We start from the raw sequence: 20265 nt of genomic DNA on the forward strand, positions 1-20265 counted from the left end.
GGCTTGGGTGGCATGAGTCCGATTCAATATCGGACCCAAGCCTCCGCAACCTAGCCCCCAACTGTCCAACATTTGGGGGTCAGCTCAATGGCGTGTCTCTACAGGCCTCGGCACCATGCGTAGGGGTATTCGCCTGCCTGCTGCGCCAATCCCGCCCGCAACGGGTTGGCAACGATGTAACGTGCCGCCTGCAACAGCGACTCTTCCCGTCTCAGCGCATGGTCGTGGTACCCGCGCTGCCACACCTGGTCACACGCCATCAATCGGCTGCTGCGCGATTTGAAAATGTTCATGCAGGTGGCGAGGGTACCGGACCTGAGCTCCATCAACCAATGCACGTGGTCGGGCATCACTACCCATGCATGCGTACGACTGCGACCGCTGCGTTCGACGTGGCGCAGGGCGTCGATGACTGCATGGGCGTTGGCGCGCACCGCGAACAAGGGCTGCCGATGGCGGGTGACCGTGGTAAGGATGTAGATCGCTCCCACTGCCGACACCCGCCCGCGTTGAAGGCGTGAGCTGGACATGCGGGCAGGGTGGCGCAACACGCGCAGACCAGGCATCGGTGGACAGCGCAACGCAGCGTAGGGGCACGCCATGCGTGTCTGCGTGCCAGCGCGCGCGGGTCGGCATCGCGTGGGACACGCATGGCGTGTCGCTACGCGGGTCGCTCGTCAGTCGTAATAGTTGCTTCGGCCGCCGGGTTGGCGCTTGAAGCGGCGGTGGATCCACAGGTATTGGTCGGGAGCTTCGCGGACCATGGCTTCGATGGCCTGGTTGACGCGCGCGGTGTCCGCTTCGACGTCGTCGCTGGGGAAGTTCTCCAACGGCGCACCGATCTTCAGGAAGTACTTTCCGCCCTCACGCCGGTGGAAGTACGGAATCACCGCGCAGCCGGTCATCCGCGCCAGCTGGTGGGTGGCGGTGATGGTCGAGGCCGTATGGCCGAAGAACGGCACGAACACGGTGTCCTTGCCGCGCATGTCCTGGTCCGGGGCATACCAGAGGAACCCGCCCTTCTTCAGGTGGCGCACGGTGGCGCGGATGTCCTCGTTGGCGTACATCGCCTTGGCATACCGCAGCCGGCCGAACTTCACCGCCCATTCGTAGACCGGGTTGCGGTGCTTGCGGTACATCCCCGACAGGTCGACGTGGTCGCACAGCAGCCGGCCGCACATCTCCAGGGTCATGAAGTGGCCCGACACCAGCAGTACGCCGCGGCCCTCGGCCTGCATGCGGTGCAGATGCTCCAGGCCTTCCACCTGCACCTTCGGGCGGATGCTGTCGATGCTGCCCCACCAGGCCCGGGCGAACTCGAAGATGCCCACGCCCAGCGCGTCGAAGCTGTCACGCAGCAGGCGCTGGCGCCAGGCGTCATCCTTCTCCGGGAAACAGAGCTTCAGGTTCACCTCGGCCGCACGCCGCCGGCTGCTGGCCACGTGGTAGGCCACGGTGCCCACGCCGCGGCCGAGCGCGCGCTGCAGCCCCCAGGGCAGGCGGGCAATGCCGAAGGCCAGGAAGATGAAGGCGAAGGTCGGCCAGTGGCGCGGGTTGCGCAGGGACGGCCGGGTGGCGGTGGAAGCGTTATCGGACATGCCCCGATTCTAAGTCATGCATCCGCTGCGGTGCGTTGGCGACGCCTTGCATGTCTTTCCCGGTGCCGCTCCCGTATCCTCTGCGCATGCGTAATAGCCCTGTCGAATGGATCCTGCGCGGCCTGTATTCGGTCGTGCTGTACCTGCTTTTGCCGATCACGGTGTACCACCTGGTCTGGCGCGGGTTCCGGGTGCGCCAGTATTTCCAGCGCTGGGACGAACGCTACGCGTCCTATCCCCATTCCAGCGGCCAGCCCCGGGTCTGGCTGCACGCGGTGTCGGTAGGCGAGGTCAACGCGGCCGCGCCGCTGGTCAATGCGTTGCGCGCGCTGCGCCCGGACATCCGCTGGGTGATCACCACCATTACCCCGACCGGCTCGGAGCGGGTGCGTTCCCTCTGGGGCGATGCGGTCGACCACGTGTACCTGCCTTATGACGTCCCGGGCAGCGTGGGCCGCTTCCTGGGTCATTTCAAGCCGAGCCTGGCGCTGATCCTGGAGACCGAGCTGTGGCCGAACCTGCTGTTCGGCTGCCGCGATCGTGGCATTCCGGTGTACATCCTCAACGCACGCCTGTCGGCACGCTCGCTGCGCGGCTACCGACTGCTGCGCCCGCTGATCGAGCGCACCCTGCGCACGGTCACCTGCGTGGCCGCGCAGTCGGCCGACGACGCAGAACGCTTCATCCAGCTGGGCGCGCTGCCTGAACAGGTGCAGCCACTGGGTAACCTGAAATTCGATATTGCCACCCCGAACGTGCGCGAATTCACCGCGAACTTCCATGCCGCCGTGCCGGGCGCGCGCCCGGTGTGGATTGCGGCCAGCACCCACGAAGGCGAGGAACAGGCGGTCATCGACCTGCACCGGCGCCTGCGTGCCGAGGTGCCCGGCCTGCTGCTGCTGTGGGCGCCCCGCCACCCCGAGCGCTTCCCGCGGGTGGAAGCGCTGGCGCGCGAGCAGGGCTGGAAGGTCAGCACCCGCCGCCAGCAGCAGTGGCCGCAGGCGGACAGCGACGTGTTCGTGATCGATACGCTGGGCGAGTTGATGGCGTTCTACGGCTGCGCGCAGGTGGCCTTCGTCGGGGGCAGCCTGCAGCCGATTGGCGGGCACAACCTGCTGGAACCGGCTGCGATGGGCACGGCCACGGTGACCGGCCCGCACCTGCACAATTTCTCCGAAATCTCCCGGCGCATGCGGGAAGCCGGTGCGGTGTTGATTGCCGATGACGTGGCAGGGGTCGGCGACGCCCTGCTCACCCTGCTGCAGGACCCGCAGGAGCGCGAAGACATGGCCAGCGCGGGCTGCGCGCTGGTCAGCAACGGGCGCGGCGCGTTGAAGCGCACGGTGGAGCTGATTGCGCCGAAGCTGCCGCCGCCGTTGGAGTGAAGGGCCGCCGCCCACGCCGACACCGACCTCTACGCCAGATGCGCCGGCAGTCGTTGAAGAACGTCCACGAAAAAAGCCACCTTCGCAGGTGGCTTTTTCGTTTCCGGGTTACCGCTGGATCACTGGCTGTTGACCGTGGTGCTCGGCGTGGCGGCCTGCTGGGTCAGCAGACGGTTGATGTCCTGCAGTTCGGCGATGTCCAGCACGCCGACCGCCTGGCCCAGCAGCAGCCGGTTCTGGAGGAAGGTGTAGCGGGCGTTGGCATACTCAAGCTGCGCCGAGAACAGGATGCGCTGGTTCTGGATCACATCCAGCACCGTGCGGGTACCCACTTCCAGGCCCACCTGCGACGCGTCGTAGGCGCTCTGCGCGGACACCACTGCCAGGCGGCGCGCCTCCACTTCGCTGATCCCGGCCACCAGGGTCTGGTAGGCGTTGCGCGTGTTGCGGTCCAGGGCCCGCTTCTGCTGCTCGTAGCCGTCCTGTGCGATGTCGCGCTGGGCCAGGGCCTGGCGCACGCCGGACTGGGTGGCGCCGCCGGAGAAGATCGGCACGCTCAGGGTCAGGCCGACGCTGTTGCTGCGGGCATCGGGGCTGAAGTTCGAACCGCTGCCCACCACGTCGCCCCAGCTGGCCTGGCGGCCCACGCTGGCGCCCAGGGACAGGGTCGGGAGGTGGCCGGCACGGGCCGCCGAAACGCTGGCTTCCGCCGCGCTCACCTGCAGCTCCTGCGCTTTCAGCGCCGGATTCTGCGCCACGGCTTCGTTGACCAGCTGGTCGACGGTGGCGTACTTGGCAGGCAGTTCCGGGCGGAAATCGGTCGGCAGTGCCCGCAGGTCGGTCACCGGCTGGCCGGTCAGTTCGGTCAGCGCCTGGTAGGCATCGGCCAGGGTGTTCTGCGCGATGATGGTGTTGGCGCGGGCCTGGTCGTACTGGGCGCGGGCTTCATGCACGTCGGTGATCGGAGCCAGGCCCACTTCCAGCCGCTTGTCGGCGAAGTCGAACTGCTTCTTGGCGGCCGCTTCGTTGGTCTGCGCCGCCGACAGCGATTCGATGCCCACCAGCACGTTGAAGTACGCCGACGAGGTGCGCACGATCAGGTTGTCGTTGGCCGAATCGAGGGTGAAGTCCGCCGCCTTGCTCAGTTCACGCTGCGCGCGCAGGTTGGCGAACTGGGTGAAGTTGATCAGCGTCTGCGAGCCGCTGATCCCGTAGTTGCGGTTCTTGGTGGTGTACGAATCGGAGCTGATGTCGTGGTTCGGATTGGTGCGGTTGCGGGTGAGCGAGGCCTCACCATTGATCTGCGGCAGCAACGCGGCACGCGCCTGCACGGCGCCTTCCTTGTCGAACAGGCGGGTCGATTCTGCGGCGGACAGCTGCGGATCGCCGTTGCGCGCCATTTCGTAGACCTGCAGCAGGTCGGCGGCAGAGGCGGTCACGGGCAGCAGTGCGGCGGCCAGCGCAATAGCGAGGGATCGGCGGATCATTGCGGCTTCCTTGGACTCAGAGGTGGAACTGGGGTGCCGGCGCGGCACCGCGCAGGTAGTCGATATCGGTTTCAAACAGGGACTCGCGGCTGCCGTCGGCCTTGACCAGCACCGCTTCCATCACCGGCGAACGCCCCTGGATCACGAACATGCGGCCGTTCGGACGCAGCCACTGGGTGAAGCGGGCCGGAATCGTGTCCACGGCGCCGGTGACGCAGATGGCATCGAAGCGACGGTCGGTGTCCCAGTTCAACGCATCGGCGGTTTCAATGCGGACGTTGTTGCCCAGCGCGGCGGCATCCAGGCGCGCACGTGCGCCCGCGGCCAGGGCCGGGTCGATGTCCAGGCTCAGCACTTCGCGGGCCAGTTCGCCCATGCAGGCGCTCAGGAAGCCGCTGCCGGTGCCGATTTCCAGGACTTCATCGCCCGGCTGCAGGTTCAGCGCCTGCAGGGTGCGGCCTTCGATGACCGGCTTCATCATCTTCTGTCCGTTGCCCAGCGGCAGTTCAATGTCGGCATAGGCAAGCGCACGGTTCGCTTCGGCGACGAACGCCTCCCGCGGCAGGCGTGCCAGTACATCAAGCACGCGGATGTCCAGCACGTCCCAGGGACGGATCTGCTGTTCAACCATCAGTTCGCGGGCGTGGGCGTAATCGATCGTCATGGGGGTTCTCAATCCAGCGCAAGGGGCCGACCATTTTACCGGTGCCGGGAGCCGGCGGCGCGCTGAGAGCATCGCTGCCGTCGCGCCGGGGTCGCAGTGCCGGAAGTCACCGCGACCTCCGGTCCATTCATGTTGTCATCACCGCGGCGGGCGGGTGGCGTACGCCCTCAGGAAAAACTCAACGCTGGCGGCCACATGGGCGTCGGCGTCGCACTCGGCCGGGGTTGGCCGCAGCCCGCACATCATATGCGTATGCAGCTCGCCTTTGATCAGGGTGAAGAACTGCAGGGCGGCGGTGTGGAAGTCGGTGATCTCCAGTTCGCCGCGGTCGCTGCGCGCGCGCAGGAATTCGGCCAGGGCCGCGCTGGTACGCTGCGGGCCGGCCTCCCAGAACATCTCGCGGATCCGGTCGTCGGTGTCCGGGGCCATCATCACCCGCTGCACGGCCACCGCGGCCGGCGAGGTGATCATGCTGAAGAACGCCCGGCCGATGCCGAGCAACTGCTCGCGCAGCGCACCATCGACGTCGGTGACGAACAGGGCGTCGGGCAGCATCTCCATGCAGGTGGATTGCACAGCTTCGGTGAAAAGCGTCTCTTTGTCGCCGAAGTGGCTGTAAACGGTGAGCTTGGACACGCCGGCCTGGGCCGCGATGCTGTCCATGCTGACGCCGCCGTACCCCTGTTCGACGAACAATGCCTTGGCCGCGTCCAGGATCGCCGCGCGCTTGCCCAGGTCCTTCGGGCGACCGGGTCCGGCGGCCTTGGCAGCGGGCTTGGACGCGGCAGCGGAAGAGGTCGGAACAGTCATGCAAACAATACTAGACCAATCGGTTCGATATTTATACTATACCGGCTGGTTCACTATTAGCCGTTGTGGAACAGCATGTTGCGTCCACGCGGTATTCCCCCCGGTACTCCAAGGTCCGAGACCCCATGAACAACGTGCGATGGATGGGCGGTGCGCTGCTGGCAGTGATGCTGGCGGCATGTGGCAAACAGGATGTCGAGCCGGCCGCGCCGATTCCGGTGCTGGTGGTGCAACCGGGCACGGTCAGCGGCCAGGAAGTGGCGGCGTACCCGGGCGAGGTGCATGCGCGTGAGGAAAGCCCGCTCTCGTTCCGGGTCGGCGGCAACCTGGTCAAGCGCCACGTCGACGCCGGCCAGCGCGTCCGCAAGGGCGACCTGCTGGCGGAACTGGACGCGGCCGATTTCGCGTCGCAGGCCAGCGCATCGCAGGCCCAGCTGGCCGCGGCCGAGGCCGATCTGGTGCGCGCCCGCGACGACCAGAAGCGCTACGCCACCCTCGCCCAGCAGCAACTGGTCAGCCAGTCCACGCTGGATGCGCAGACCGCCGCCTTCAAGGCAGCGCAGGGGCAGGCCAATGCCGCCCGCGCCAACCTGGCAGTGGCCCGCAACCAGGCCGCCTACGCGCAGCTGCGCGCGCCGGCCGATGGCGTGATCGCCAGTCGCCAGGCCGAGGCCGGGCAGGTGGTGGGCGCCGGGCAGACGGTGTTCACCCTGGCTGCGGACGGGGGCCGGGAAGTGCTGATCGCGCTGCCGGAAAGCTCCATCCGCGACTACAAGGTCGGCCAGCAGGTGCAGGTGGAACTTTGGAACACGCCGGGCCAGCTGCTGCCGGGCACGATCCGCGAAATTGCCCCGGCCGCCGATGCGCAGGGGCGTACCTATGCCACCCGCGTGAGCCTGGCGCCGGAAGCGGCCAGCCAGGTGGAGCTGGGCCAGAGTGCGCGGGTGTTCGCCGACGCCGGCCGCGCCGGCACCCTCCAGGTGCCGCTGGGCGCGGTGCTGCGCGGTGCCGATGGCAAGGCCAGCGTCTGGGTGGTGAACCCGGCCAACGGTGCGATCAAGGCCACGCCGGTGACGGTCGGGGCCTTTGGTCCGGACGCGGCGCCCGTGCTGTCCGGGCTGGGCGCGCAGGACTGGGTGGTGGCCGCCGGGGGCCACCTGCTGCGCGAAGGCCAGGTGGTGACCCCGGTGGACCGGCAGAACCGCCCGCTGCTGAAGCCGGCGGCCGCGCCAGGCGCCGCTGCCAACGGCAAGGGACGCTGACCCCGTGCGCCGCTTCAATCTTTCCGAATGGGCGCTGGGCAACCGCGCGCTGGTGCTGTTTGCCATGCTCGCCTTCGCCATCATCGGCGCCTGGTCGTACAAACACCTGGGCCAGTCCGAAGATCCGCCGTTTACCTTCAAGGTGATGGTGGTACGCACGATGTGGCCGGGCGCCACCGCCGAGCAGGTGTCGCGGCAGGTGACCGAGCCGATCGAAAAGGCGCTGCTCAATACCGGGCAGTACGAATTCATCCGCTCGTACTCGCGTCCGGGCGAATCGCAGGTGATCTTCGCGGCCAAGGACAGCCTGCGCTCCAAGGCGATCCCCGAGCTGTGGTACCAGGTGCGCAAGCGCGTGGGCGACATCAAGCCGAACCTGCCGCGCGAAATCGTCGGCCCGTTCTTCAACGATGAGTTCGGCGATACCTTCGGCAACATCTACGCACTGACCGGGCAGGGCTTCGACTACGCGGTGATGCGCGATTATGCCGACCGCATCCAGCTGGAACTGCAGCGGGTGCCGGACGTCGGCAAGATCGAGCTGGAAGGCCTGCAGGACGAGAAGGTCTGGATCGAACTGTCCAATACCAAGCTGGCCACGCTGGGCGTGTCGCTGCAGCAGGTGCAGCAGGCGTTGGCCGACCAGAATGCGATCGCCGCTACCAGCTTCTTCGAAACCCCCACCGACCGCGTGCAGCTGCGGGTGACCGGGCAGTTCCAGAGCATCGACGACATCCGCCGCTTCCCGATCCAGGCCGGCGACCGTACCGTGCACCTGGGCGACATCGCCGAGGTCAAGCGCGGATTTGCCGACCCGGCCTCGCCGAAGATGCGCTTCATGGGTGAGGACGCCATCGGCATCGCGGTGGCGATGAAGGACGGCGGCGACATCCTCAAGCTGGGCACCACCCTGGACGCCGAGTTCAAGCGGCTGCAGACGTCGCTGCCGGCCGGCATGCAGCTGCGCAAGGTGTCCGACCAGCCGCATGCGGTGGAAGAATCGGTCGGCGAGTTCGTGCAGGTGCTGACCGAAGCGGTGGTGATCGTGCTGCTGGTCAGCTTCTTCTCGCTGGGCCTGCGCACCGGCCTGGTGGTGGGGGTGACCATTCCGCTGGTGCTGGCGATGACCTTCTTCGTCATGCATTACTTCGACATCGGCCTGCACAAGATCTCGCTGGGCGCGCTGGTGCTGGCGCTGGGCCTGCTGGTGGACGATGCGATCATCGCGGTGGAAATGATGGCCACCAAGATGGAGCAGGGCTACGACCGCCTGCGCGCGGCCAGCTTTGCCTGGGAAAGCACGGCCTTCCCGATGCTCACCGGTACGCTGATCACCGCAGCGGGCTTCCTGCCGATCGCCACGGCGGCCTCCAGCACCGGTGAATACACTCGTTCGCTGTTCCAGGTGGTGACCATCGCGCTGGTGGTGTCGTGGATCGCCGCGGTGCTGTTCATTCCCTACCTGGGCGACAAGATGCTGCCGGACCTGTTCAACCCGCAGCCGCCCAAGCCGGGCAGCGTGGCCGCGCGCTGGCAGGCCCGCCGCGCGGCATGGGGCGACCGCTTCCCCGCGTTGGCACGCTGGATCGTGCCCAAGCAGCACGCGCACGACCACGACCCGTACCAGCGGCCGTTCTACACCCGCTTCCGGCGCTTCCTGGATACCTGCCTGCGCCATCGCTGGTGGGTGATCGGGGCCACCGCGGCGCTGTTCGTGTTCTCGCTGCTGATCTTCCGCTTCGTGCCGCAGCAGTTCTTCCCGGACTCGACCCGGCCGGAACTGATGGTGGACATCGAGCTGGCGGAAGGCGCCTCGCTGGAGGCGACCAAGGCGCAGGCGGCAAAGCTGGAAAAGCTGCTGCATGGCCGCGAGGGCATCAGCAACTACGTGGCCTATGTGGGGACCGGTTCGCCGCGCTTCTACCTGCCGCTGGACCAGCAGCTGCCGGCCACCAACTTCTCGCAGTTCGTGGTGCTGACCGAAAACGCCGACGCGCGCGAGGCCACCCGCGACTGGCTGATCAAGGACGTGATTCCGCAGTTCACCGACGTGCAGATGCGCGTGACCCGCCTGGAAAACGGACCGCCGGTGGGCTATCCGGTGCAGATGCGCATTTCCGGCGAGCACATCGACCAGGTGCAGGCGATCGCGCGGCAGGTGCAGGCCAAGGTGCGCGAGAACCCGCACGTAATCAACGTGAACCTGGACTGGAGCGAGCCGAGCAAGGTGGTGCGGCTGGTGATCGACCAGGACCGTGCGCGCGCGCTGGGCGTGAGCAGCGCGCAGGTGAGCCAGTTGCTGGGCACCTCGCTGTCGGGCATGAGCGTGAGCACCTACCGCGAAGGCAACCGCCTGATCGAGATGCTGCTGCGCGGGCCGGAGAATGAGCGGGTACGGCTGGACATGCTGGGCAGCCTGGCCATTCCGACGGCCAGCGGCACCTCGGTGACCCTGTCGCAGGTGGCGCGGCTGGAATATGCGTTCGAGGACGGCATCATCTGGCATCGCAACCGGCTGCCGACGGTAACGGTGCGCGCCGACATCGGCGATGGCAGGCAGCCGCTCGATGTGATCCAGCAGATCCTGCCGACCCTGGAGACGATCCGTGCCGACCTTCCGGCGGGTTACCTGCTGGAGACCGGCGGCACGGTGGAGGATTCGGCGCGCGGACAGGATTCGATCAAGGCCGGCATGCCGCTGTTCCTGATCGTGGTGGCCACGCTGCTGATGCTGCAGCTGCGCAGCTTCTCGCGTGCGGCGATGGTGCTGGTGACCGCGCCATTGGGCATCATCGGTGCGACGCTGTTCCTGCTGCTGTTCCGCGCCCCGTTCGGGTTCGTGGCGTTGCTGGGCACGATCGCGCTGGCGGGCATGATCATGCGCAACTCGGTGATCCTGATCGACCAGATCCAGCAGGACATCGACGCCGGGCATGACCGTTGGCACGCGATCATCGACGCCACGGTACGGCGTTTCCGCCCGATCGTGCTGACCGCGCTGGCGGCGGTGCTGGCGATGATTCCGCTGTCGCGCAGTGCGTTCTACGGCTCGATGGCGATTTCGATCATGGGCGGGTTGATTGTCGGCACCGTGCTGACGCTGGTGTTCCTGCCGGCGCTGTATGCGGCGTGGTTCCGGGTGAAGCCGGACGAGGCCCAGTAGGGTCTCGTCCGGCGCTGCCGTGCCCACGGGGCATGGCAGCCTTGTGTATCCCGAACGGGATGCACAAGGGGTAGAGCGGACTGTCAGTCCGCTGCCGTTCGCGCGGTGTGTGGGTCTGCGCCGAGAGCAGCGGACTGACAGTCCGCTCTACCAGTCCGCTCTACCGGTTCGCTCTGCCTCTGCGCCGGCGGTTATCCCAGACGCGCCAATACCGCGTCGGTGGCCTGCGTGGTGCTTACCGCCTGGCCCTTGGCGGCCAGGTCGGCGGTAAACACCCCATCGTCCAGCGCGGCATGTACGGCCGCTTCCACGGCGGCTGCTTCGGCTTCCAATCCCAGCGAATGGCGCAGCAGCATCGCGGCGCTGAAGATCGTGGCGTAGGGATTGGCGATGCCTTTGCCAGCGATGTCCGGGGCCGAGCCGTGGATCGGCTCGTAAATGCCCACCGCACCCGGCTCGCCCAGCGACGCCGACGGCAGCAGGCCCAGCGAACCGGCCAGCATCGAAGCCTCATCGGTGAGGATGTCGCCGAACATGTTCTCGGTCACGATCACGTCGTACTCGCGCGGCTTGGCCAGCAGGTGCATGGCCATCGAATCCACCAGCTGGTGCTCCAGCGCGATCTCCGGGAATTCCTCGCGGCCGATCCGCGCCGCCACGTCACGCCACAGGCGCGAGGTCTCCAGCACGTTGGCCTTGTCCACCGAGGTGACCTTGCCACGGCGCTGCCGTGCCAGCCGGAACGCACTGCGCATCACCCGCTCGATCTCGCCCACGCTGTAGCTGCACAGGTCGCTGGCGGTGTCGGCCGTGCGCGTCTTCTCGCCGAAGTAGATGCCGCCGGTGAGCTCGCGCACCACCACGAAGTCCACGCCCTCCAGCAGCTCCGCCTTGATCGGCGAGGCACCCAGCGCCGCCGGATGGGTGCGCACCGGGCGCAGGTTGGCATACAGCCCCAGCGCCTTGCGGATGGCCAGCAGCCCCTGTTCCGGGCGCACTTTCGCGTTCGGGTCGGACCACTTCGGGCCGCCCACCGCGCCGAGCAGGATCGCATCGGCCTGGCGGCAGGCCTCCAGCGTGGCCGCCGGCAGCGGCTCGCCGTGGCGGTCGATGGCGATGCCGCCGATATCGTGTTCGCTGAAATGGAAGGTGTGGGCAAAGCGTTCGGCCACCGCGCCCAGCACCGCAACCGCGGCCGCGGCGACTTCCGGACCGATGCCATCACCGGGCAATACGACAATCTCAGCGTGCATGTTCACTCTCGTAACGTTCAATGTCAGGGGTACGACCCAACAGATACCCCAACTGGTCCACGCCTTCCAGCAGGCAGGTCTGCGAGAAGCCGTCCAGCGGGAAGGAATACACCCGGCCATCGGGCGTGCGCAGCTCGCGCGCGGCGATGTCCACGGTCAATGCGTCGTCGGGGCGCTGCATCAGCATCTGCACGTCGGCTTCGTCGAGCACGATCGGCAGCAGGCCGTTCTTCAGCGCATTGCCGCGGAAGATGTCGGCGATCTCGCTGCTCACGATCGCGCGCAGGCCCAGGTCGGCCAGTGCCCACGGCGCGTGCTCGCGCGAGGAGCCACAGCCGAAGTTGCGCCCGGCCAGCAGGATGCTGCGCCCGGCGTTGTGCGGCTGGTTGAAGGCGAAACCCGGGTTCGGGCTGCCATCGGCCTGCCAGCGCCAGTCGTTGAACGCGTGCTTGCCCAGCCCGGCGCGTTCGGTGGTGGACAGGAACCGCGCCGGAATGATCTGGTCGGTGTCGATGTTGGTCTCGCGCAGCACCACGCTGGTCGAGGTCAGGGTGCGGAAGCCGCTCATCAGGCCACCTCCCGGCTGGCATACAGTTCACGCGGGTCGGCCACATGGCCGTTCACCGCGGCCCAGGCGGCCGTCATCGGCGAGGCCAGCAGCGTGCGCGAGCCGGGGCCCTGGCGGCCTTCGAAGTTGCGGTTGCTGGTGCTCACCGCCAGCTGCCCCGGAGCGACCAGGTCGCCGTTCATGGCAATACACATCGAACAGCCCGGCTCGCGCCACTCGGCGCCGGCCGCGCGCACGATGGCATCGATGCCTTCGGCTTCGGCCTGGCGCTTGACGATCTCCGAACCCGGCACCACCAGCATGCGCACGCCGTTGGCGATGCGTCGGCCCTGCAGCACCTGCGCCACTTCACGCATGTCGCTCAGCCGGCCGTTGGTGCACGAGCCGACGAACACCACGTCCACCGGCGTACCGGCCAGGGTCTGCCCGGCGTGGAAGTGCATGTAATCCAGGCCCTTCTGGTCGGCCGCGTCGTTGGCGGCCGGGATCGGCGCGTCTACCGCGATGGCGGTGCCGGGGTGCGTGCCCCAGGTCAGGGTGGGGCGGATGTCGGCCGCGTCGATGTGCACTTCGCTGTCGAAGCGTGCGCCGGCATCGCTGCGCAGCTGCGACCACTGCGCCACGGCGTTGTCGAACGCCGCGCCCTTCGGGCCGCGCGGGGTGTTGGCCACCCAGTCGAAGGTGACCTGGTCGGGCGCGACCATGCCGGCGCGCGCGCCGGCTTCAATGGACATGTTGCACAGGGTCATGCGCTGCTCCATGCCCATCGCGGTGATCGCGCTGCCGCGGAACTCCAGCACATGGCCGGTGCCGCCGTTGACCCCGATCACGCCGATGATGTGCAGCACCACGTCCTTGGCACCGACGCCGGGGGCCAACGTGCCGTCCACGGTGATCGCCATGGTCTTCGCTTTGCGCTGCAGCAGGCACTGGGTGGCCATCACGTGGCCCACTTCGCTGGTGCCGATGCCGAACGCCAGCGCACCGAACGCACCGTGGGTGGAGGTATGGCTGTCACCGCACACGATGGTCATGCCCGGCTGGGTGAAACCCTGCTCGGGGGCGATCACGTGCACGATGCCGCGGTTGGCCGACTGCAGATCGAACAGCTCGATGCCGTGCTCGGCGCAGTTGCGCGCCAGCATGGCGACCTGGGCTTCCGAAGCGGCGCTGGCGTACGGCAGCTTGCCGTCGGCACCGGCCGGCAGGGTCGGGGTGGAGTGATCCATGGTGGCCTTGGTCCGGTCCGGGCGGCGCGGCGACAGGCCGCGCTCGCGCAGTTCGGTGAAGGCCTGCGGCGAGGTCACTTCGTGGATCAGGTGCAGGTCGATGTACAGCACGGCGGGCGCGCTGTCCGATTCGGGCACGACCACGTGGGCGTCCCACAGTTTGTCGTACAGGTTGCGGGGAGCTGGGGTCATGGAATGGCCTTGCTGTGGTTCATGTGACGATAGGGCGGTTCGGGTCGGTCAGGAAGTGCGCAGCCGCGCCTCGAAGCGCAGCCGCACGTAGTCGGCGGTCCATTGGCCGTGCGCGTCGCGCTGGGTCGGCGCCAGCAGCGCCACGGTGTCATCCAGCACGCGCTGGCGCTGGGCGGCATCCAACCCCACCAGGAACGGCGAGGCGAAGGTGCGCAGCCAGCCCTGCATGCCGGTGGGCAACACGGTCGGACGCGCCAGGCATTCGATATGGCGCACCTGGAAACCGTGCGCGCGCAGGCGGTCGGCGTACGCGTCCGCGCTGGGGAAGTACCACGGGAACCCCGGCACCGCATGGCCGTTGCTGCACAGGGCGGCCTGCAGTGCGCTGGTGATGGTGGCCACGTTGCCCTGGCCGCCCATCTCGGCGACGAAGCGGCCACCGGGGCGCAGCGCACGGCGCACGCCGTCGATCACCCTGTCCGGTTCCCGCATCCAGTGCAGCGCCGCGTTGCTGAACACCGCATCGAAGCAGCGGTCGAAGGTCATCGCGTGCGCATCCATCAGCCGTGCATCGATCCCACGTGCACGCGCGCCGCCGATCAGCTCCGGCGAGCTGTCCACGCCGGTTACCTGCGCACCGCTCAGTGCCAGATCGAAGCTCAGCACGCTATCGCCGCAGCCCAGGTCAAGGATCCGCTCGCCGCGCTGCGGGTCGAGCAGGCGCGCCACCGCGCCGCCGAGCCGCGGCACGAAGCCGGCGTCGATGGCGTAGTCGTGGGCGTTCCAGGTCTGGGAGGCGTCGCTGGTGTACGGGCTGTCGAAGGCGCTCATGGGTTTCCTCAGGCGGCGGCGGTGGCCGCGGGGTGTTCGGTATTGGCCTGGCGCTGGCGCAGCAGGCGGTTGGCCACGTCCAGCCACGCCAGGGCCGAGGCTTCGATGATGTCGCGGCTGGTGCCGGTGCCTTCGTACTCCACGCCGTCGTGGCGCACGCTCAGGTTGGCTTCGCCGCGTGCGTCGGCGCCGATCCCCACGCTGTGCACGTGGTAGCTGTCCAGCATCAGCTGCACCCCGGTGGCGGACGACAGCGCGCCGAACAGCGCGTCCACCGGGCCATCCCCCTGCGCGGTTTCAGCCACGCGGTTGCCGTCCGGATCCGACAGCTCGACCAGTGCGTTGGCGCGGCTGCCCACGTCGCTGATCGTCATCGACGCCAGGCGGTAGCCATTCTGGGTGGAGCTGCCCTGCATCAGCACCTGCAGGTCGGCGTCGGTGACCACGCGCTGCTGCTCGCACAGGCGCTTGAACTGCTCGAACACCAGCTTCAGTTCTTCCTCTTCCAGCCAGAAGCCCAGCGCACGCAGGCGGGCGTCCACCGCGGCACGGCCACTGTGGCGACCCAACACCATCTGCGAGTTTTCCCAGCCTACGTCTTCCGGGCGCATGATTTCGTAGGTACCGCGATGGCGCAGCATGCCGTGCTGGTGGATGCCCGATTCGTGCGCGAACGCGTTGGCGCCGACGATCGCCTTGTTGCGCTGGACCGGCATGCCGACCAGGCGCTGCAGCAGCTGCGAGGTGGAGACGATGCGCGGGGTGTTGATGCGGGTATCTTCTTCATAGAAGGCGTTGCGTACCTTCAGCACCATGGCCAGCTCTTCCAGCGAGCAGTTGCCGGCGCGCTCGCCGATGCCGTTGATGGTGCACTCCACCTGGCGGGCGCCGCCTTCGATGGCCGCCAGCGAGTTGGCCACGGCCAGGCCCAGGTCGTTGTGGCAGTGGGCGCTGAAGATGATGCGGTCGCTGTCGGGCACGCCGGCGATGACCCGCTGGAACATGCCGCGGATCTCTTCCGGCGTGGTGAAACCGACCGTATCGGGCAGGTTGATGGTGGTGGCGCCGGCGGCGGCGGCCACGCGGGCCACCTCGATCAGGAAGTCTTCTTCGGTGCGGGTGGCATCCTCGGCCGAAAATTCCACATCGTCGATGTAGCTGCGCGCCAGGCTCACGTGCTTGTGCACCGATTCCAGCACCTGCTCGCGGCTCATGCGCAGCTTGTGCTCGCGGTGCAGCGGGCTGGTGGACAGGAACACGTGCAGGCGCGCGTTGGCGGCCGCCTCCAGCGCCTTGGCCGAGGTTTCGATGTCGGCGGCCAGGCAGCGGGACAGCACCGCCAGGGTCGGGCGGCGCACTTCACGGCCGATCATCGCCATCGCGTCGCGGTCGGACTGCGAGCTGGCCGGGAAGCCGGTCTCGATGACGTCCACGCCCAACTCGTCGAGCGCGCGTGCCATCACCAGCTTCTGCTGCGGGCTCATGCTGCAGCCGGGCGATTGCTCGCCGTCACGCAGGGTGGTGTCGAAAATTCGAATTCGGGGGGAGTTGGGCATATTCACCAGGAGGTCTCCTCGACGGCAAGGTCGGATGGCAAGGCAGGGGAAGGAAGGACGATGGAATTCGAGGGTGGCGCGAGCACGGTCGGTAGCGGTGGCCGTGTGCGCTCGCTGGCGCGGCGGCGCGGTTTGCGCGGCGGGCGCGGGCGGATGTCGGCCAGCAGCTGCGCCAGCACCAGGGCGTCGATGTTGCCGCCGGAGACCACCGCGCACTTGCGCTTGCCGGCCACGCGGCGGCCGGCGGCCAGCGCCAGCGCGCCGGCGCCTTCGGCGATGATGTGTTCTTCCAGCGCCAGCCGGACCAGGGTTTCGCGCAGTTCTGCTTCGCGCACGATCACCACGTCGTCCAGCAGCGCACTGCACAGGCGGCGGGTCAGGGTGCCGGGGATCTTCACTTTCACGCCGTCGGCCAGGGTGGCCACCGGTGCGATCTCGCGCGTGTCGCCGCGAATCGCGCGGGCCATCGAATCCACGCCCTCGACCTGCGCGCCGACGATGCGCACGCCCTGCGATTTCAGCGCCAGTGCGACGCCGGAGGCCAGCCCGCCACCGCCGATCGGCACGATCACCACGTCCGGCGCATGCGCGGCCAGTTCGATGCCCAGCGTGCCTTGGCCGGCGATCACGTCCGGATCGTCGAAGGCGGACAGGAAGCGGTAGCCGTGCTGGTCGGCCAGGGCGCGCGCGAAGGCATACGCCTCGTCGTAACTGCTGCCGTGCTGGCGCACGGTGGCGCCCCAGTGGGCAACGCCGGCGATCTTGGTCGCCGGGGCGCCGTGCGGCATCACCGTGATGGCCGGAATATCCAGCCGGTAGGCCGACCACGCCACGCCCTGGGCGTGGTTGCCGGCCGAGGCGCAGATGACCGGGCGGTCATCACCGCGCTCGCGCCCGGCCAGCAGCGCGTTCAATGCGCCGCGCACCTTGTACGAGCCGGTGCGCTGCAGGTTTTCCAGCTTCAGCCAGGTGCCGAACCGCTCGGCGTAATGCAGCGGCGTGGGCGGCAGGAACCGGCGCAGCCGCGCCTGCGCGGCCAGCACGTCGGCGACGCTTACGTCGCCTACTTCCGATTCCTGCGGGGCACGGCTAGCCGGCATGGCGGCTCCGCAGATCGCACGCGGGATGACGGACGCGGTCGTGCGTGGACGACGGGCCTTGAAGAAGACCCCTCCGGACCGGCACCGTTACCACGGCGCGGGCGTTCATACAGCGACTCCAGTACCCGGCTCCAGCGCGCTGATCCGCACCGAAACACAGTCGTAGATCTTCTCGATCTGGCGGCACAGCGTCTCCGGCGGACGGGTGCTGTCCACCACCAGCTGCAGGTGCCAGCGACCATCGTCGGCCGCATTGGGCGCACCCACGATCGCGCGCGGCGCGAAGCCACGGCGTTCGGCCATGCCGATCACGCGCAGCAGCGCGCCTTCGGCGGGCACCAGCACCAGGTCAAGCCGGTATTGCATGGGGGAACTCCTGGGGCTGGTGGGCGGGGTTGCTTTCCAGCATCGTGCTGTTGGCGTTGTTGGGCGGCACCAGCGGCCATACGTTGGCGCGCGCATCGATGGCCACGTGCAGCAGCGCCGGGCCGGGTTCGGCCAGCAGCGCGGCCAGGCCGCCTTCGACGTCGTCGCGGTTCTCGATGCGGGTGGCAGGAATGCCGAACACCTTGGCCAGCGCGGCGAAGTCCGGGTTGTCGGACAGGTCGATCTCGCTGTAGCGCTCGGCGAAGAACAGCTCCTGCCACTGGCGGACCATGCCCAGCGAGCTGTTGTCCAGCAGCACGATCTTCACCGGCAGGCGGCAGCGGGCGATGGTGGCCAGCTCCTGCACGTTCATCATGAAGCTGCCGTCGCCGGAGACCAGCACCACGGTGCGGTCGGGGCAGGCGAACTGCGCGCCCATCGCCGCCGGCAGGCCGAAGCCCATGGTCCCCAGCGCACCGCTGGTGAGGTGGTTGCGCGGGTGGTTGAACCGACAATGCTGCGCCACCCACATCTGGTGCTGGCCGACATCGCAGGCAATGATCGTGTCGGCCGGCGCCACTTCGCTCAGGCGCTTCAACAGCGCCGGGGCATAGATGTACGCGCCCGGGGCGTCGTAGCGGGCGGCGAAGCGCTCGCGGTGCCCGGCGCAGCGCCTGCGCCACGCCTCCTGCGATGCGCCGGCGCGCGGCAGGGCCGCAGTCAGCGCGCGCAGCGCGGTGCCGACGTTGCCCGGCACCGCCACATCGGCGGTACGCAGCTTGGAAATCTCATACGCGTCGGCATCGATATGGATGACGCGGGCGAACGGGGCGAACTCGTTCAACTTGCCGGTAGCGCGGTCGTCGAAGCGGGCACCGACCACCACCAGCAGGTCGCTCTCCTGCACGGCCATGTTGGCCGCACGGGTGCCGTGCATGCCCAGCATGCCCAGGTAATGCGGGTGCTGCGCCGGCAGCCCACCCAGGCCGCGCAGGGTCAGCACGGTGGGAATGGCGGTGGCATCGACGAAGGCACGGAAGTCCTCCACCGCATCGCCCAGCGCGACACCGCCGCCGGCGTAGATCACCGGCTTTTCAGCAGCCTGGATCGCGGCGATGGCATCGGCCAGCGCGGCGTCGGCCGGGGCCGCCGGCGGGTTGACCGTTTCCGGCACGTGCGCCGGCAGGTGGCTGGCGTCGGCGATCTGCACATCCTTGGGCAGGTCGATCAGCACCGGGCCGGGGCGGCCTTCGCGCGCAATGCGGAATGCCTCACGGACGATCCGCGGCAGGTCGTCGACCGAACGCACCAGCCAGCTGTGTTTGACGATCGGCAGGGTCAGCCCGAACACGTCCAGTTCCTGGAACGCGTCGGTGCCCAGCAGCGGGGTGGCGACCTGGCCGGTGATGCAGACCATCGGCACCGAATCCAGCATCGCATCGGCGATGCCGGTGACCAGGTTGGACGCGCCCGGGCCGGAGGTGGCCACGCAGACGCCGACGCGGCCGCTGGCGCGGGCATAGCCGTTGGCCGCCAGGGCCGCGCCCTGTTCGTGGCGCACCAGGATGTGCTTCAGCCCTGAATCCACCAGGGCATCGTAGAAGGGCATGATGGTGCCGCCCGGATAGCCGAACAGCGTATCGACGCCCTCGGCTTCCAGGGCCTGCGTCAACCAGCGTGCGCCGTTGCGGGGCGCGGTGCTGTGTGCGGAGGTGTTCATGCGGTGACCTTTGCGAAAGCGGTGGGGGAGCCGCGCGGTTACGCGGCTTGACTTTGCAACCAGACCATCTTGGCGCGCAGTTCCTTGCCTACCTTCTCGATCGGGTGTTCCAGGTCGGCCTGCTTGAACTTGTTGTAGTTCGGCAGGCCCGCTTCGTACTCGGCCACCCAGTTCTTGGTGAAGGTGCCGTCCTGGATGTCGGTCAGCACCGCCTTCATGCGCTCCTTGGTGCCGGCGTCGATCACCCGCGGGCCGCTCACGTAATCGCCGTACTGCGCGGTTTCGGAGATGAATTCCAGCATGCGGGTGATGCCGCCTTCGTAGAACAGGTCCACGATCAGCTTCAGTTCGTGCAGGACTTCGTAATAGGCGATTTCCGGCTGGTAACCGGCTTCCACCAGCGTTTCGAACCCGGCCTGGACCAGGGCCGAGGCGCCGCCACACAACACGGCCTGTTCGCCGAACAGGTCGGTTTCGGTTTCTTCCTTGAAGGTGGTCTGGATCAGGTTGGCGCGTGCGCCGCCCAGGCCGGCGGCGTAGGCCAGGGCGTACTCGGCGGCCTTGCCGCTGCGGTCCTGGTAGACCGCCCAGATGCACGGCACGCCGCGGCCGATTTCGTACTCGCGGCGGACCAGCGCGCCCGGGCCCTTGGGCGCAACCAGCACCACGTCCAGGTCGTCGCGCGGGGCGATCATGTTGAAGTGCACGTTCAGGCCGTGGGCGAACAGCAGCACCGCGCCCTGTTTCATGTTCGGCGCCAGCACGTCTTCGTAGAGTTTCTTCTGCACCATGTCCGGGGTCAGCACGGCGACCAGGTCGGCGTCCTTCACCGCCTCGGCCGGCGCCTTGACCGTGAAGCCGTCGGCCTGTGCCTTGACCTCGGTCGGGCCGCCCGGGCGCAGCCCGATGACCACATCGAACCCGGATTCACGCAGGTTGAGGGCGTGGGCGCGGCCCTGGCTGCCGTAGCCGACAACAGCGATCTTGATCTGGGGCAGGTCGTTGGTGCTCATGGGGGAGGTCCTTTGGCGGAAAGAAAATCGAAGGGTTCTGAAACGAAAAAACCCGCACCTGGGTGGGT

General features: G+C 68.1%; 17 protein-coding genes. 3 read left to right on the forward strand and 14 right to left on the reverse strand.

What is annotated here, in order from left to right; translation table 11 throughout:
* Positions 1-98: 98 nt before the first annotated feature.
* Both ACIGII_RS17985 and ACIGII_RS17990 read right to left on the reverse strand, forming a co-directional pair.
* The gene (locus ACIGII_RS17985; RefSeq protein ID WP_399640786.1) at positions 99-530 is read right to left on the reverse strand and encodes an REP-associated tyrosine transposase; all 432 of its coding nucleotides are present in this window, start codon (positions 528-530) and stop codon (positions 99-101) included.
* 147 nt (positions 531-677) lie between these two features.
* A complete protein-coding gene (locus tag ACIGII_RS17990) occupies positions 678-1598 on the reverse strand; it encodes an LpxL/LpxP family Kdo(2)-lipid IV(A) lauroyl/palmitoleoyl acyltransferase (protein WP_399640789.1) in 921 nt (306 codons plus the stop codon).
* An 86-nt stretch (positions 1599-1684) separates the two neighbouring features.
* Here ACIGII_RS17990 and waaA point away from each other — a divergent pair, with 86 nt between their 5' ends.
* Positions 1685-2983, forward strand: a complete 1299-nt coding sequence (gene waaA / locus ACIGII_RS17995) for a lipid IV(A) 3-deoxy-D-manno-octulosonic acid transferase (protein WP_399640791.1) — start codon at positions 1685-1687, stop codon at positions 2981-2983.
* Positions 2984-3102: 119 nt separating this feature from the next.
* On the opposite strand, the gene ACIGII_RS18000 is transcribed toward waaA, so the two are convergent.
* The 3 genes from ACIGII_RS18000 to ACIGII_RS18010 all read right to left on the reverse strand — a co-directional run bounded on the left by ACIGII_RS18000 (position 3103) and on the right by ACIGII_RS18010 (position 5944).
* On the reverse strand, positions 3103-4470 hold the full coding sequence (locus ACIGII_RS18000) for a TolC family outer membrane protein (protein ID WP_399640794.1): 1368 nt from the start codon (positions 4468-4470) through the stop codon (positions 3103-3105).
* Positions 4471-4486: 16 nt separating this feature from the next.
* Entirely contained in the window at positions 4487-5134 is a 648-nt protein-coding gene (locus tag ACIGII_RS18005; RefSeq protein ID WP_399640797.1) for a protein-L-isoaspartate O-methyltransferase, read from the reverse strand.
* Positions 5135-5272: 138 nt separating this feature from the next.
* Positions 5273-5944 carry a TetR/AcrR family transcriptional regulator gene (locus ACIGII_RS18010; RefSeq protein ID WP_399640800.1) on the reverse strand — a complete coding sequence of 224 codons (672 nt, stop codon included), beginning with the start codon at positions 5942-5944 and terminating at the stop codon, positions 5273-5275.
* A gap of 125 nt (positions 5945-6069) precedes the next feature.
* Between ACIGII_RS18010 and ACIGII_RS18015 the strand changes: the two genes are divergently transcribed.
* Positions 6070-7206, forward strand: coding sequence for an efflux RND transporter periplasmic adaptor subunit (locus ACIGII_RS18015; protein WP_399640803.1), 1137 nt, complete (start codon positions 6070-6072; stop codon positions 7204-7206).
* Positions 7207-7210: 4 nt separating this feature from the next.
* Positions 7211-10369, forward strand: coding sequence for an efflux RND transporter permease subunit (locus ACIGII_RS18020; RefSeq protein ID WP_399640806.1), 3159 nt, complete (start codon positions 7211-7213; stop codon positions 10367-10369).
* Between the two features lie 191 nt (positions 10370-10560).
* Here the strand turns inward: ACIGII_RS18020 and leuB are convergent, their stop codons facing one another.
* From leuB to ilvC, 9 genes are all read right to left on the reverse strand, one after another.
* Positions 10561-11622: a 3-isopropylmalate dehydrogenase gene (gene leuB / locus ACIGII_RS18025; protein ID WP_095362893.1), complete on the reverse strand. Its 1062-nt coding sequence runs from the start codon at positions 11620-11622 to the stop codon at positions 10561-10563.
* Positions 11612-12190 (reverse strand): 3-isopropylmalate dehydratase small subunit, encoded by a 579-nt coding sequence (gene leuD, locus ACIGII_RS18030; protein WP_399640810.1) that lies wholly within the window; start codon positions 12188-12190, stop codon positions 11612-11614. Before leuD ends, leuB begins: the two co-directional genes overlap by 11 nt.
* Positions 12190-13611 carry a 3-isopropylmalate dehydratase large subunit gene (gene leuC, locus ACIGII_RS18035; protein ID WP_399640813.1) on the reverse strand — a complete coding sequence of 474 codons (1422 nt, stop codon included), beginning with the start codon at positions 13609-13611 and terminating at the stop codon, positions 12190-12192. The genes leuD and leuC overlap by 1 nt, the downstream gene beginning before the upstream one ends.
* A gap of 48 nt (positions 13612-13659) precedes the next feature.
* The gene (locus tag ACIGII_RS18040; RefSeq protein ID WP_399640816.1) at positions 13660-14442 is read right to left on the reverse strand and encodes a class I SAM-dependent methyltransferase; all 783 of its coding nucleotides are present in this window, start codon (positions 14440-14442) and stop codon (positions 13660-13662) included.
* Positions 14443-14450: 8 nt separating this feature from the next.
* Positions 14451-15998, reverse strand: coding sequence for a 2-isopropylmalate synthase (locus tag ACIGII_RS18045; RefSeq protein WP_399640892.1), 1548 nt, complete (start codon positions 15996-15998; stop codon positions 14451-14453).
* 2 nt (positions 15999-16000) lie between these two features.
* The gene (locus tag ACIGII_RS18050; RefSeq protein WP_399640819.1) at positions 16001-17098 is read right to left on the reverse strand and encodes a threonine dehydratase; all 1098 of its coding nucleotides are present in this window, start codon (positions 17096-17098) and stop codon (positions 16001-16003) included.
* 105 nt (positions 17099-17203) lie between these two features.
* Positions 17204-17464, reverse strand: a complete 261-nt coding sequence (locus ACIGII_RS18055; protein ID WP_399640822.1) for an ACT domain-containing protein — start codon at positions 17462-17464, stop codon at positions 17204-17206.
* A complete protein-coding gene (gene ilvG / locus ACIGII_RS18060) occupies positions 17448-19184 on the reverse strand; it encodes an acetolactate synthase 2 catalytic subunit (RefSeq protein ID WP_399640825.1) in 1737 nt (578 codons plus the stop codon). The genes ACIGII_RS18055 and ilvG overlap by 17 nt, the downstream gene beginning before the upstream one ends.
* A 38-nt stretch (positions 19185-19222) precedes the next feature.
* On the reverse strand, positions 19223-20197 hold the full coding sequence (ilvC, locus tag ACIGII_RS18065; protein WP_102945125.1) for a ketol-acid reductoisomerase: 975 nt from the start codon (positions 20195-20197) through the stop codon (positions 19223-19225).
* Between the last annotated feature and the right edge of the window lie 68 nt (positions 20198-20265).

The sequence above is a fragment of the Stenotrophomonas sp. NPDC077420 genome (genome assembly GCF_044543385.1).
GTDB lineage: Bacteria > Pseudomonadota > Gammaproteobacteria > Xanthomonadales > Xanthomonadaceae > Stenotrophomonas.

Coding starts and splice junctions, on each gene's coding strand:
- ACIGII_RS18015 (WP_399640803.1), top strand. CDS start 6,070: ATGAACAACGTGCGATGGATGGGCGGTGCGCTGCTGGCAGTGATGCTG.
- ACIGII_RS18040 (WP_399640816.1), bottom strand. CDS start 14,442: ATGAGCGCCTTCGACAGCCCGTACACCAGCGACGCCTCCCAGACCTGG.
- leuC (WP_399640813.1), bottom strand. CDS start 13,611: ATGACCCCAGCTCCCCGCAACCTGTACGACAAACTGTGGGACGCCCAC.
- ilvG (WP_399640825.1), bottom strand. CDS start 19,184: ATGAACACCTCCGCACACAGCACCGCGCCCCGCAACGGCGCACGCTGG.
- ACIGII_RS17990 (WP_399640789.1), bottom strand. CDS start 1,598: ATGTCCGATAACGCTTCCACCGCCACCCGGCCGTCCCTGCGCAACCCG.
- ACIGII_RS17985 (WP_399640786.1), bottom strand. CDS start 530: ATGTCCAGCTCACGCCTTCAACGCGGGCGGGTGTCGGCAGTGGGAGCG.
- leuD (WP_399640810.1), bottom strand. CDS start 12,190: ATGAGCGGCTTCCGCACCCTGACCTCGACCAGCGTGGTGCTGCGCGAG.
- ACIGII_RS18055 (WP_399640822.1), bottom strand. CDS start 17,464: ATGCAATACCGGCTTGACCTGGTGCTGGTGCCCGCCGAAGGCGCGCTG.
- ACIGII_RS18005 (WP_399640797.1), bottom strand. CDS start 5,134: ATGACGATCGATTACGCCCACGCCCGCGAACTGATGGTTGAACAGCAG.
- ACIGII_RS18010 (WP_399640800.1), bottom strand. CDS start 5,944: ATGACTGTTCCGACCTCTTCCGCTGCCGCGTCCAAGCCCGCTGCCAAG.
- waaA (WP_399640791.1), top strand. CDS start 1,685: ATGCGTAATAGCCCTGTCGAATGGATCCTGCGCGGCCTGTATTCGGTC.
- leuB (WP_095362893.1), bottom strand. CDS start 11,622: ATGCACGCTGAGATTGTCGTATTGCCCGGTGATGGCATCGGTCCGGAA.
- ACIGII_RS18000 (WP_399640794.1), bottom strand. CDS start 4,470: ATGATCCGCCGATCCCTCGCTATTGCGCTGGCCGCCGCACTGCTGCCC.
- ACIGII_RS18045 (WP_399640892.1), bottom strand. CDS start 15,998: ATGCCCAACTCCCCCCGAATTCGAATTTTCGACACCACCCTGCGTGAC.
- ACIGII_RS18050 (WP_399640819.1), bottom strand. CDS start 17,098: ATGCCGGCTAGCCGTGCCCCGCAGGAATCGGAAGTAGGCGACGTAAGC.
- ilvC (WP_102945125.1), bottom strand. CDS start 20,197: ATGAGCACCAACGACCTGCCCCAGATCAAGATCGCTGTTGTCGGCTAC.